The organism is Paenibacillus sp. J5 (assembly GCF_054955055.1).
The window spans coordinates 290,418-303,588 of the sequence record NZ_JBUEDD010000003.1 but is presented as its reverse complement, the minus strand read 5'-3'; the positions used below and the strand labels follow the sequence as shown (position 1 = coordinate 303,588).

Below are 13,171 nucleotides of genomic sequence, written 5' to 3'. Positions count from 1 at the left end.
GGGGCAATATACATGAACCGTTCACTGCGGATGCGATCCCTCCCTTAGCAGGCTATATTGTCTACTATCTTATCCTTCGTCTTTATCACCCGCTCGGCTCATTTCTCTCAATATTCCCAGAGCGCCATTAGTTTGAAGAGCGTATAGTAAGGCCATTCATGAGGAGGGGAGGCCATAATGACGTGCATATCAATCCAACAGAACTCGAATTCTATCACACCCATGGCTATATGATTATGAAAAACCTGTTCAGCCTGGAAGAGCTCCAGCATCTGGCCCAAATCTATGAGCGGCGCTGGATCGATCTGATTCGTAACGGGGACATCGTCCAGAATGTCGAATATCCGCTCGAGAGTATCTATCCCCGTATTGGCAACTATCACCGGTATAACGATGATGTGCTGCGTTTCGTCCTGGATTCCCGGCTAGTGGGCACACTGCAGGAGATGATTGGTGAAGACCCGCTTGCCTTGCAATCGGTGTATTACTACAAACCACCATCCTCCAGAGGGCTATATCTGCATCAGGACAACCACGAAATATTTGCTTTCCCTGATACCTGCTACACCGCATGGGTCAGCCTGGATAGAGCAGATGCTACCAATGGCGGTTTGTATGTGGCGCCAGGGTCGCATAACCTGGATCTGCTCACTCCCCGCCAGGTTGATCCCGCGCAAAGCTTATACCATTATACAAACGACCTGCCCGAAGGGTATCGGCTTGAGTACCTGGAAACCGAGCCAGGCGACGCTGTGTTCTTCAGTGGAAATTTGCTTCACGGATCGCTTGAGAACACATCGGACTATCGATTCCGTCGAGCATTTGCTGTCCATTATGTGCGTACAAGTGTAGAGATGGTCACGATGTACCGTAATGAGTTGTATAACAGGCATGGGGAGAAGGTACGAAGAAAATTCAACCGCAACCGGGTAACCGAACCACGATAGAGAAAGGAAGAACGATATGACGGCAGAGTGCTATGTGCATTGTATATTCATCCCGGTTACGAATCTAAAGCGATCTGTTCATTGGTACTCAACCGTGCTCGGATTTCGATTATTGTGGATGAACAGCGAATTCGCGTCCTGCTGCCTGGAACCGTCTGGAACCAAGCTAACCTTGGCGCATGTGCGACACGTCATTCCCTTACAGTTCGAGCATAACGGGACACAGCATCCGATTGTTACGCTCGGCACGCCTGACATCGATGGCTGTTATCGCTCACTTGCAGAGGCGGGAGCCGATCCCGAACCGATCGTATCGTTCCCAGATGGACATACCTGTTTCATTGTGAAGGACCTCGACGGACATCCCGTCTATATCAGCCATACACCATAGCGCCAATGGAGAAAGGAGTCCGATATGCGTCAAACAACATGGGATTTTACAGGAAAGAAAGCAGTCGTCACCGGAGGCTCCAGAGGGATCGGGAGATCAATCGTTACCCGACTGGCCGAAGCGAATGCCACGGTCTATTTTACCTATGCGAACAATTCCGATGCCGCCGAAGAGGTTGTGCGCGACTGTTCAGACTATCCCGGAACCGTACATGCTCTGCAGTGCAATCATCTGGATCTTCAGCAATTGGAAGGCTTGCAGCGCCTCGTCACTTCCTCCCCTCGGTCTACGCTCGACATTCTCGTCAACAATGCCGGCCATACCGCCGATAGCTCGATTCCAGCGATGTCGTGGGATCAGTGGAATGAGGTGATACAAGTTCACCTTCACGCCTCGTTCTTCCTGACCAAAGGCTTTCTGCGTCCGCTTATCCGCGCCAGAGGCACTATTGTCAACATCTCATCTGTCGCCGCCCGGATGGGGGCGCCAGGCATGCTCAATTACATTGCCGCCAAATCCGGCATAGACGGCATGACGAAAGCCGCCTCCAAAGAATTAGGGGAGTTCGGTATTCGGGTCAATTCCGTAGCTCCTGGCTATGTGAATACGGATATTCTCGCTGCACGATCGGAGCAGCAAATTAGAGACATCGCCTCCGGCATTCCGCTGCAACGGGTTGCAGAGCCCCGAGAAATCGCTGACACGGTCATGTTTCTACTCTCAGATGCAGCCTCTTATATAACAGGCCAGGTTATTCAGGTCGACGGTGGACTGTATTAGCGTCACAATCCACTGCACACGATCCCCAATGAGTAAAGCACCTCCTTCCATCGACAGATAACATCCGTTGCCTGTATGGATAGAAGAGGTGCTTTATTTATATGGCTCTATGCTTCCTGCTCATTTGCTGGTACAGACTATTCAGCGAATACGGATTGAATTCATCGTAAAACTGCGCTTGGGAAGCAGACGATGCAGGAGACAGAACGGAGACACACTCGCACCGCCCTTCCGAGATCTTCCACTTCAACTCGCCGGTAAGGTCTCTATTGAATTCACCTATGGCGCTATCGAGCGCATCTTTCAACCTGCTGAACCAGCCGCCCGCCACCACCAGCCGTGTCCACTCGGCATCGAGTGTCCGTTTGATCCGAAGCTCGTCCTCGGACAAGATCAGCTCCTCTAGCTGCATATGGCTTTCGTGGAGCAAGCAGGCGGCTGGCGCTTCCCTCAGTTCCCTGTTCTTCATGCCGAACGCGGTGTTCTCGAATCCGCTGAACCTTCCAATTCCATAGGGTCCGAGGAGCTGATTCAGCCTGGCTATGATGTCGTCAAGCTCGGCAGGAGTACCATTCATACGGTTAGGCTTTCCTTTATCGAACCCGATGGTGATATAGAAGGGGCCCTTATGGCCGCTCCCGGAAGTCCATCTGTAATAATGCTCAGGCACTTCATAATGAAGTGAATCCAGCGGTCCGCCCTCAATCACTCTAGACCATAAGTTTTCGTCAACCGAATACTCGTTGATGCTCTCGCAACAAATGCCGTTGTTCTTCAGAAATGCGGCTTTTTCTTCTCTGTTGATGTAATGCAATATGGCGGGGCAATACATATCAATCTCCGTGCTGAGCGCCAGGATGGACAGATTGAAGCGCGAAGCTGTATTTTGCATTGGGGTAGCGGAGTGTACAATCAGTCGGCTCTGGATCTGCCTTGCGTATCGCACGCCTTCAAGAGCGATGAGCGGCCTGGTGTAGCTTGACGAGATCGGATAACGGTTGTAGAGTGCATTTGCATAGATCCCTTTATCGATAAATTGCTCGCATAACTCTTTTCTGACGTCGATACTTTGAAATTGAACCCCGATTTGTTCAGCGGTCCGCTGTATAGCTGGATCGTGCTGCTGTCCGACATTGGCGTGCAGCGCATGGACTTCAATGCCAGCACGAACCAACTGCATCGCCGCATATGTGCTGTCCAGTCCGCCCGAATACAACATAACCGCCTTTTCTCCTTTGAATCGCAGCAACTCGTCGGGGTGAAACAGAACCACTCCCATTAAACGACACCTCCACAACTCGCTCTGCTATTCCCCGCTATAGCTTGCATACGTTCTCTCCGTTTCATAAAGCGTGACCTCCTTTAGGATGCCAGCAGGCAGGCAGCGTTCCAACCGCTCCCATATCCATACCACCAGCACCTCAAGCGTTGGAACGCGTTGCTCCAATTCAGGAATATCATTCAGGTGACGATGATCCACCAGCTCCACGATATGGCGATGAACCATGTCTTTGACGAATCCCATATGGATGAGCATTCCTGTATCCGAATCCACCTCGCCTTCCAGGCAAATGACAAGACGATAATTATGTCCATGATCCACTGTGCATGCCCCATACAGGCGGCGGTTCTCTGCTTCGCTCCACTCCTGGTTGTACATGCGATGAGCCGAGCTAAACTCCACCGATTTATACAAACGTACTTTTGGCATTCTGTTCCTACCCCCATCTACTATGGACGGAAATGATCCCGAGCGATGTTTTGGCCAACATTTCTTTCAATAAATCATTCGACGGATAATGAAATGTCGCAGCCCTGGCATCGCGGAAGAGCCGTTCCAGCGTGCTGCCTCGATCCAGGGACTGGATGCCTTCCATCTGCATCGCGTCCCACACAATCTCGTTCACGATGTTAGACAAGTAATATTTTGTGATTAACGCCTTCTGGTACAGATCGCTGGTGAACTTGCCACTTTGCTGCTCCTCGTTCGCTTGGGCCGCGTAGGTCAGCAACTGGCTTCTTGCCGTCTCCAGCTTGATTTTCAGCTCGGCAAAACCATACTGCGCTCCGGGCATCGTGGCCACTGGTCGTTTCGAAATCCAATCCTTCTTGGAGCGGATCACTTCTTCGACATGATCCACTGCAGCTTGAGCGACACCCAGATAGACCGAAGTAATCGCCAGACGAGACCAGTAATATTCATTAGAGGTATCCTCCAGACCATATCCCTCCCGCCCAATCAGCCGCTCCTCGGGTACCCATGCGTCCTGAAAGTGGACATCGTGACTCAATGTCGCCCGCATCCCGCTCAAATTCCATGTTTTTTTCACCGATACACCTTGATCATTTTTACGCAGGAGAAGTGCTGTCAGGCCGTAGAAGCCGATCTGATCACCTTGCTGGCTCCCCAGGACAGGCAAATATTTGAACCTCTCGGCAGCCGACACGAACTTCTTGAAGCCGTTAATCAAGTATCCACCGTCCACCTTATCGATCTTAACGCTTACACTGTCCCGGTAGTCAAATCCGGGATGGAAGGTGGTTACGTTTGCCAAGTTGAACGACGAGAAAAATTCGCTGTTATGCTGCACATCCCTAAGCACAGCCTCGCTGATTGCTGGCGGCAGCCGATCCTTCAGCGCAGCCAGCGTGTAATAATGCATCGCGATACAGAGCGCCGTAGAAGGGCAGCCTCTGGCAAATTGAGCAATTAACCAACTGATCTCTACGAAGCCTGCCCCCAAGCCGCCGTATCGCTCGTCCAACGGAGCGACATGCAGATGATGCGCGGCAAGCTGCCGAATATTCTCCTCCGGGAATTGGTCATTCGCATCATTATAAGAAGCCCTTTCCTTGAATAGACGGGTTAATTCGGCGACTATTTCCTTCGTTTCATTGCTAAGCTTCCCCGAAGGGCTCGATAGAACCATGCAGGCCTTCCTTTCCTGACTCCTTGATTTGCGGGTTACTTTTTAATCAACTGCACGATATGAAATGCCCGGTTGCCTTCAAACATATCATTGTATTTTTTGGTGCCGGGCGCGGCAAGCCAATCCATAATGAGCGCTTCCTCCCCCTTAAAGCCTCGGTTCAGCGCCTTAAAGCGATTGTTGAGGGACGTCTGGCAGGAACGAAGCACATTCGCTGTAATGTCGCGTTCAGTTACCACCGCAAAACCAATCCGATCCAATTGTTCCTTGCACGATTGGTATACAGGCACATCCAGCGCATCCGCATAGAGAAAGGCTCCTCCAGGTCTCAGCACCCGGTACACTTCATGGTAGAATGCTACGATATCAGGATACAAATGAGACGACTCTACGTTCAGAACCGTATCGAACGATTCCCCAGGGAAAGGTAGCTGCTCGGCGTCCCCTACGCAGAAGAAAGCCTGATCATACCGATTGTTCCTCTGACAAAACGAAATGTTCGCCTCGGTCAAATCCAGGCCGACGATAATGCCCGGTTCACTGCTTCGGCATACATAATTGATATTACCTCCCCGGCCGCAGCCGACTTCCAGAATCGATTGTCCATCAAGCTTGAAGCCTCTGAGCACCTCTTGCAGTAAGCGAACCGAGCTATCGTTCAGCCCCATCGATTCTTCTTCCTCACCCTCTTCTTCTCCGTCCAGAGGCTCATAGCCGAAATTGATAAAGGTTGAGAAGCGAGAAACGCCCTGTTCTTCCAGCGAACTGCTAATCGTTGTAAACATCTCCCTGACAGCCTGCCTCTTGTCCTCGGCATCCGATCGGCTCGCTTCATCTGGTTGTTCATCCGATTCCATTAGCATAACGGGAGCTCCGTCCAGCATACGGTAACGCTGTCCGCATGCAGAGCAGCCTCCGCTGTCTTGCGTATAATCCATTATCGCCCTGCAAGTTAAACAATGCAGTGCAATGTGCTCAGGCCATCTTACTTCCACTGGATTACCCCCTCCAAAGATACGACTTTATTAGTGACAGTATAGAAGACAATTCCGATCATAACTCGGCTTCCCTTGAATTCACCTCATTTTAGCCGAGTCCCGAATGGTTGACAGCTTTCATAATAGAATCAGCCAGGGTCACTTGACGAACCGATTGAAATAATCGACGATCGCGCCTACCGTCCTAAAGTCATCCTTCAAAATATCTTCAACCTCTACCTTCAGGCCATAGGCTTGCTCAACGGCCAGTACTAACTTAATTATTCCGATCGAATCGATCATGCCATTGCGAACAAGATCGTCCTCTTCATGCACCTGCTGTCCCTCGTTAAGCAACCGCTCCCTAATCATCATTGTTTTTATCATCTGCGGTGTAAGCATCCTTCTCCTCCTCTACACTTGGAAACAACTTCATCTTAAACGGATTGTATCTAACGTTCATGGCGTTTATTGCTTGTTTATTCAACATTCGTTGTTAACTTTATTTTACATTGCAGGAGGCAGATAACTGATGACGATGACCATTCATACATTAGGTGAAGAACTGAGCAACCGCTACCGAGATCGTGTAGCCTTTACCTTTAGGGCAGATGCCCGTACACGCCAGCACCTTACCTATGGACAATTGCAGCTTCTTTCTGATCGAATGGCTGACTACTTTTACCGTAACGGAATCACCAAGGGACACTATATCGGCTTCTATTGCGATCATCCGCTCCATACGATTATTGCTTATTGGGCTTGTTTGAAGCTGGGGGCAATCTGTCTTCCCTTGAATATGGAGGATGAACGGTATTACCGTGTTTTTGACGTGGTGGCTCCCCATGCCTTCTTCGTATCCAGAACCATGCTTCCTTTCCTGAGACCGCATCTTCGCCCCAACCAACAGATATTCGATGATGAAGAAACCGTCCAGGAGGCGGCAGAAGCCCGGCAAACCGCACTGAACAGCAGCTACGACCATCCAGCAGACAGCGACCCGGCCTTTATCTACTTCACATCCGGCTCTACAGGCCTACCCAAAGGAGTGATGCTCTCACAGCAGAATATTGTAGCCTATACACGGTATGGCGGTAAGAGCTATACGTTCAGCAGCAGTGACCGCTTCTTATGCCATGCGGCCTTCCATTCCGATATGAGCCTGTTCTCCCTCTTCCTCCCCCTGTCCTTCGGAGCTTGCTGTCAGTTCATCCATCCCCGTCATCGCTGGAATCCCAAGCATCTGAAAACCATTATTGAGGAGGAGCGAACGACCTCGCTGTTTCTGGTGCCGTCTGCCCTTCGCCTGTTGCTGCTGCTCTTGCGGCAGGACGAGCAGTTAATGAATGTCCGGTCGGTTTTTCTCTCGGGTGAGAAGGCGTCGGTTAATGAAGTTCGATCAGCCCAGTATCATTTTGCGAATGCCCAATTTTACAACTTATACGGCAATACAGAATGCAATGATATACTGGCATTCCCTATTCCCGGGGACACCTCGGGCTTCGCCGAGCTCCCGTTGGGTATTCCTGTGCCCTATGCAAACACGCTGCTCCTGGATGAATCGTTCATGCCTTGTCCCGATGGCTCGGTCGGAGAATTGTACGTCAGTTCACCCACCATGATGCTTGGCTATTACGGCCACAGGCTGCACGAGACCTCCACCTTCATTACGGTTCCAGGACATCCAGGGGCATTCTTCCCTACCAAAGATCTAATGAGATGTATAGACGGGGTTTACTATTATGTGAGTCGAAGGGATAATATGGTTAAAATCAACGGCCAACGCGTCTACCTCAGCATGGTCGAATCGATCATCAAACAACTTCCGCAAGTTAGTGAGGTCGCAGTCATCGCAACGACGAGAAATAACAGGCTACAATTATCCGCCGCGATATACGGAGCCGACATTGCAATCCCGCTGCTCCGCAAGCACTGTTCCGACAACCTGCCGTCTTATGCTGTTCCGCGCAGTTACGAGTTGCATGTGCTTCCCCTGCCCAAGACGACGACGGGTAAGATCGATTATGAGACACTCAAGCAGCGCCTCGAGTAACGGATGGACGTAAGACCGACCACACAAGCCCAATTGTGCTGAAAAAGAACCTCTAAATCCGACTTTCGACGGAGATAGAGGTTCTCTTTCAGGCGCTACATGCTCACTTTGCCGGTTAATCCATGGACCGTAATCCGCTGACCATCCTTAATCGCCTGCGTCCCGTTGCCAGTCGCCATGACGGAGGGAATGTTGAACTCCCTGGCAATGATAGCCGCATGGGACAAGACGCCGCCTATATCCGTTACAAGAGCGCCGATCGTGGAGAATAATACAGCCCATCCGGGAGGCACCGTCGTACATACGAGGATGTCTCCTTCGTTGATCTTCACGAAATCCGCCTCCGAATATACAATCCGTGCAGTGCCAGTATACACACCAGCACAAGCCGGAACGCCCGCAGCGATCGTCGATGCCTGTTCCTCCATCAACGGACCCGCATTCCCGGCATCCCCCTCATCACGGCTGACGAACCAATGAATACTGTCATAGTATCGTCTGACTTCTTGCGGAATCTCAACCTCGACGGGACCGCCATGAACAGGCTCCGGGACGGACGGAAGCGGACCACGCCTTAGCGCACTCTCTCTCTCCCGTTCTCTCATTACCACAGCAGTCCGATAGTCAGCATCTGGGAAGCGTAACCCTTGCAGGATTTCATCCAGCTCCAGCAAGAATACGGAAGAAGCCTCATCCAGTTGATGGCGGGAGCAAAGCCTGCGACCCGCCTCAAGCAGCGCGTATCTCATCAGAGCGAGCGGGGCACCCACCGTGTAGTAGCCGTTCTCCTCGCGCAGCCCGTACCGCTCCAGGGCACGCTCGAGCAGTCTCTCAAAGCGCTCTCTCTCCTCTGGACTCTCGTTCCGCAATAGAGTCCTCGCTTCCTCAAGCACATTCTCACCCGTTGCATGCTGGCTTCCAGCCTGCTGAAGCATTTGATTGCGTACAAGCCGCAGAAGCAGCTCCGGCAGCTCTGCTACTGTCTTATCCATCACCTCGTAGCGCAAAGCTCTGCACCCATAGCTGCCTCGGTACCGTTCCAGCGCATCGTAAAAGACGGCATCCTCTGTCTTCAGGGTCTCCAATGTATGCGGCGTTAGATGAAGCAGCAAGCCAGCCACCTTATCCCTGCTCTGTGCGAGCTTCGCCAGCTTCGCTAATTCTCTGGCCGGGTCGCTGGAAGTCGAGGAAGTGCCCTGAAGCATGGCCAGACACTTCTGATCCGACCACCCGAACCATTCCCGGCAGGCCAACACAAACTCCCCGACAGCCACTGCGAACGGATAGTTCATCCGCAGATGCATCACCTTCGAGTCCAGCAGAAACTGCTTCATCTGCCCGAGGTGCTCCTCCAGCTCTGAATCTGACAAGCCCTCCAAGGCTGTGCCCCGGTAACGGGCAATATCCCCAGCCCATCTCGGCCGCCATTCCTGGCGCCACCGCAGTGTATCCTGCTCTAGTTTATCTGTCCGGACGACTCGCAGGCTTTTTGTAAGACGTTGCCAAAACCCGTCATATGCCGCAGAGTGTCCCTGTTCTTGATGATCACCCTGCAGGTGAAGCTCCTTGAAGTAAGGCCAGCCGCCGACCTCGCGCGCCTGTATCGTCTCCAGCAGAATACCGTTCTCTTCGAAAATGATGGTGCAGGCCTTCTCCAGATGCTGCAGATCCCAACGGAACGCAGGACATAGGGGGTATGGATAGTGTAGCGGGTCTCTCATCCATCCGGCTTCAAGAACGCCAGACTCATCTGCATGTGCTCTGCGGGTAATCGGTCTTGCCTGCAGCAGATACAGCTTCCCATCCAGCCAGGCCCACTCAATATCCTGCGGCTCTCCGAAATAGCTTTCCACTTGCTTGGCAAGCGATGCAACTGCTCCTGCGATGGCATGGTCTATTATCCCTGGCCCGGATTTCTGGCGTACTTCTCCCGAATGAGAAACGACCCACGACTCCGGCGTCACAGAACCGTCTACCGTGTGCTCGCCGATCCCGGCGCCCGCGTTAATAACCGTTTCCTCAGCCCGTGTCACCGGGTTTCGGGTAAAAGCGACGCCCGCCGCTTGTGCATGAATCATTGTCTGCACGATGATGGCGTTTCTGCCCACAGCAGCCAGTCCATACGCATTCGAATGAGCTACCCGCCTAGCAGATGACAAGCAGGATTCGACAGCCTCCAGAACAGCCTCAGCGCCGCGTACACGGAGCAGGGTCTGATACATGCCAGCGAATGACCTTGCAGATGAATCCTCGTTACTAGCCGATGATCGGACCGCAACGGATTGATGATCGATCTGTCCCCCAAACATGTTGCGGATGGAAGAGAGCAGCCCTTCCCGATCCTGGCAGGCCTCCTCCTTGATCACGTATCCGTCCGGCACCGGAAAGCCTGATCGAAGCAAGCTGCCCAGCCGGAACGCTTTCATACCTACCTGAAGAGCCTCGTCCTCCGAGATGCGTCCAAGTGGGACGACGAATGCTGTGTCCCCTGTTGACTCAGTCACATTCCTTCCTCCCTCCCTGTAAGCCGGTCAGCACTAATCTGAGCAGGTCATCGTATTTCTTCCGAATCTCATCGCTTCCAAGCTCAAGTCCATAATGGTCTGGAAGACATTGGCGAAGGCTTCGAACCTCCTTTCTCAGCGCTGCTTCCGAATCCGTCTGCATCATAGCACGGTGCATAATATCCGCCAGAGCGGCTGTATGCGACTCTTCCGCCCCCAACCGGGAAAACTCGTTGAGCCCGAGGCGAATAACGGGTCCTTCGCATGAGGGCAAGGGGGACACGACATTGACATGAATACCGACCCGGTACAATCTTTCGCTTGCTTCATAGGAACCCAGCCCCTGCGCTTCGGGATTGACCCATACTTGATGGCCTCCTGTGTAGCCAAGCTCTTTGCCAATCACTACGTATCCGTAGTGGTCCAGGCAGACCGCCATGCGCCTGGCGTTGCGCAGGATCGACCGACTGTATGCGGCGCCGTGCTCCTTGAACTCCATTAAGGCAATGCCCAGACTGGCAGTAGCGCCGAAGTGATGACTGCTGATGAGATCATGCTGCTTCAGCTTCAACCGCAGCGCAACGGTTGATTCATTCGTGCAGATCAGCGCCTTCTGCGGGCCGGGAAACGTCTTGTGCGTGGAACCGCCGAATGAATCCGCCCCCTCCGCAAGCGGATTCGGGATAGCTCCTCCCAGAATCAGTCCCAGCCAATGACTCGTATCGACATGCATATGAATGGAAGGGTCACGTCGACGGACAAGCTCAGCCAGCGGGGCGACCGGGAATGGGAACAATCCATTGGATTGATCCAGGTAGATCAGGCGGATCGGCCACCGTTCTAATTGCCGCTCTATCTCGGTCATATCCAGCTCGTCGAGATTCGATACGGCAATCCCATGCGCATGAAGCCCCAACTCTGCTGCAAGTCCCTTCGTCGCATAATGCCCCCCATCGTGCGGAGAGACGGTCAGAATATGAGCGCCCGCCCCCCCGCCTACGGCCATGAACACCATAAGCATGGCCTGCAGTCCAGATACGGGTCTCACATTGACATACCTGGCACCGGAAAGCTCCTTTAGCAGCGGGATGGTCAGCTTCGTCTCCAGATCGGCAACGTTTCGCGCACCGTTAAAATTCCAGGCCGAGGCATCTTGCTGCTCATTAAAAAAATAGCGGTTATACATATCCATCAGCAGAGGCAGCCTGCTAACCATCGTAGCTGCATTCTCACTCGGAACAAGGTGAATCTCCTGACGTTGCTGCTCTTCGTGCTGAATCAGCGTTTCGATTAATTGGAGTGCTCTCAAGGTTGATCCACCCAGGATGCCCCTTGTTGCTTGAGCCACTCCGCAAATAACGTTCGGACTCCCTTATGATCGGCACCAAACTCCAGATACGGTCTGGACCACTCGATAATAATGGCCTCGAATGATGCTTCCGATGAGCACAGCATCCGGGTTTCCACTTCATCCATCTCGGCAGACAACTGCTCGAAGCACTGACGAACCCGCGGCAAATCAAAGGTAAACTTCATATTCGTCAGCTTCAGCGCCTTGCCTTTGAGCAAATAATGCAGGAAGAAATAGTTCGTTAACGTATCAAAGCTCTCCTGCGGTTCATTCGTGTAACAATACCGGAATAACCGTTCCAGCAGGACCAGCTCCGATGCCATTGTACACTGTGTATTATTTTGGCGGATCAATTCGGTATAGGTCAGCGCCTCGACACGTGTTTCTTCAAAAAAGCTGCCCAGCAGTGTCGTTTTATTCTTATAAAATTCGTTGAACGGCAATTTGCCCGTATAATGATAATGGTCATGTGTATATGAGAATGCGCATCTCGCATCATACACCTCATCGTCTGTCGCGTGCAGAACGTGGAAATTGGTATGCAGCAGCGCTGTGCCGATCGGTTTTGTATACGTGTTGAAAATGTTCAAGTAATTGCTGATAAAGAAATAAGCAAACTTCTTTTGATCTGCTATCGCCGGCACAGCAATATTCTCAGGAAATAAGGTGAATATATTATTCTCTGTTAATCCATCAGTAGCAAGCAGCAATTCCGCTCCTTGGAACACAGCTAACGGATACATCGGACGAAGACGGCCGATTTCCTCATTTTCATTCCGATACACGAAGCAAGCTTCTAAATATACGCGTTTCGTGCGATATGTCAGGTCATAGATCGGGAATAAGAAGAAATTGAACTGCTGATTGCCCTCCGGTGTGAAGCTCCGAAAGGACTTAGAAAAATCCGGACGGCCCAAATCATGGATCAACCACTCCTCAAGGTCATCCTTCAGCGCCTCGATATATTCGGCATCGAAGACCGTGCACAGTCCGCCTACCTCCTCCAGCAAGCGTTGGGCCAAATCGATGGCCGATGTATCCCCGAAGGCTGCTGAACCGTCCTCCTGCTGCAGCTTTCTTAACGCATTGCATGTCTCAACGATTCGTTTGGCTGCATCAAACCATGGCAGAACCGATAAGTCCTTGTTCACATAAACCAGCGGCATGTATAACCCACCCTCCAATAGATTCGTTCATCATTAACATAAACCAACCCATGACATGATGCTCGGGGGAAC

The 13,171-nt window shown here is 52.0% G+C and carries 12 protein-coding genes; 4 read left to right on the top strand and 8 right to left on the bottom strand.

The window, feature by feature from the left end; all coding sequences use genetic code 11:
* Positions 1 to 182 precede the first annotated feature (182 nt).
* From ACY1JZ_RS06550 to ACY1JZ_RS06540, 3 genes are read left to right on the top strand one after another with little or no spacing between them, the layout of a single operon-like run.
* Entirely contained in the window at positions 183 to 947 is a 765-nt protein-coding gene (locus ACY1JZ_RS06550; protein ID WP_462628565.1) for a phytanoyl-CoA dioxygenase family protein, read from the top strand.
* A gap of 16 nt (positions 948 to 963) precedes the next feature.
* Positions 964 to 1,338, top strand: coding sequence for a VOC family protein (locus ACY1JZ_RS06545; RefSeq protein WP_270166454.1), 375 nt, complete (start codon positions 964 to 966; stop codon positions 1,336 to 1,338).
* 24 nt (positions 1,339 to 1,362) lie between these two features.
* Positions 1,363 to 2,118, top strand: coding sequence for an SDR family NAD(P)-dependent oxidoreductase (locus tag ACY1JZ_RS06540; protein ID WP_462628564.1), 756 nt, complete (start codon positions 1,363 to 1,365; stop codon positions 2,116 to 2,118).
* 97 nt (positions 2,119 to 2,215) lie between these two features.
* On the opposite strand, the gene ACY1JZ_RS06535 is transcribed toward ACY1JZ_RS06540, so the two are convergent.
* From ACY1JZ_RS06535 to ACY1JZ_RS06515, 5 genes are all read right to left on the bottom strand, one after another.
* Positions 2,216 to 3,397, bottom strand: coding sequence for a DUF7411 family protein (locus tag ACY1JZ_RS06535; protein ID WP_462628563.1), 1,182 nt, complete (start codon positions 3,395 to 3,397; stop codon positions 2,216 to 2,218).
* A 27-nt stretch (positions 3,398 to 3,424) separates the two neighbouring features.
* A complete protein-coding gene (locus tag ACY1JZ_RS06530; RefSeq protein ID WP_270166460.1) occupies positions 3,425 to 3,829 on the bottom strand; it encodes a 6-pyruvoyl trahydropterin synthase family protein in 405 nt (134 codons plus the stop codon).
* Between the two features lie 7 nt (positions 3,830 to 3,836).
* Entirely contained in the window at positions 3,837 to 5,048 is a 1,212-nt protein-coding gene (locus ACY1JZ_RS06525) for an acyl-CoA dehydrogenase family protein (protein WP_462628562.1), read from the bottom strand.
* Positions 5,049 to 5,083: 35 nt separating this feature from the next.
* The gene (locus ACY1JZ_RS06520) at positions 5,084 to 5,986 is read right to left on the bottom strand and encodes a methyltransferase domain-containing protein (protein ID WP_462628561.1); all 903 of its coding nucleotides are present in this window, start codon (positions 5,984 to 5,986) and stop codon (positions 5,084 to 5,086) included.
* A 198-nt stretch (positions 5,987 to 6,184) separates the two neighbouring features.
* A complete protein-coding gene (locus ACY1JZ_RS06515; RefSeq protein WP_270166466.1) occupies positions 6,185 to 6,427 on the bottom strand; it encodes an acyl carrier protein in 243 nt (80 codons plus the stop codon).
* Between the two features lie 130 nt (positions 6,428 to 6,557).
* Between ACY1JZ_RS06515 and ACY1JZ_RS06510 the strand changes: the two genes are divergently transcribed.
* Positions 6,558 to 8,078, top strand: coding sequence for an AMP-binding protein (locus ACY1JZ_RS06510; RefSeq protein WP_462628560.1), 1,521 nt, complete (start codon positions 6,558 to 6,560; stop codon positions 8,076 to 8,078).
* Between the two features lie 95 nt (positions 8,079 to 8,173).
* Here ACY1JZ_RS06510 and ACY1JZ_RS06505 read toward each other — a convergent pair whose 3' ends face one another.
* Genes ACY1JZ_RS06505 through ACY1JZ_RS06495 form a run of 3 tightly spaced genes read right to left on the bottom strand, consistent with a single transcriptional unit; the run spans position 8,174 to position 13,099 of the window.
* Positions 8,174 to 10,582: a PEP/pyruvate-binding domain-containing protein gene (locus ACY1JZ_RS06505; RefSeq protein ID WP_462628559.1), complete on the bottom strand. Its 2,409-nt coding sequence runs from the start codon at positions 10,580 to 10,582 to the stop codon at positions 8,174 to 8,176.
* Positions 10,575 to 11,891 carry a PLP-dependent aminotransferase family protein gene (locus ACY1JZ_RS06500; protein ID WP_462628558.1) on the bottom strand — a complete coding sequence of 439 codons (1,317 nt, stop codon included), beginning with the start codon at positions 11,889 to 11,891 and terminating at the stop codon, positions 10,575 to 10,577. The genes ACY1JZ_RS06505 and ACY1JZ_RS06500 overlap by 8 nt, the downstream gene beginning before the upstream one ends.
* A complete protein-coding gene (locus ACY1JZ_RS06495; RefSeq protein WP_462628557.1) occupies positions 11,888 to 13,099 on the bottom strand; it encodes a DUF6421 family protein in 1,212 nt (403 codons plus the stop codon). The genes ACY1JZ_RS06500 and ACY1JZ_RS06495 overlap by 4 nt, the downstream gene beginning before the upstream one ends.
* Positions 13,100 to 13,171: the final 72 nt, after the last annotated feature.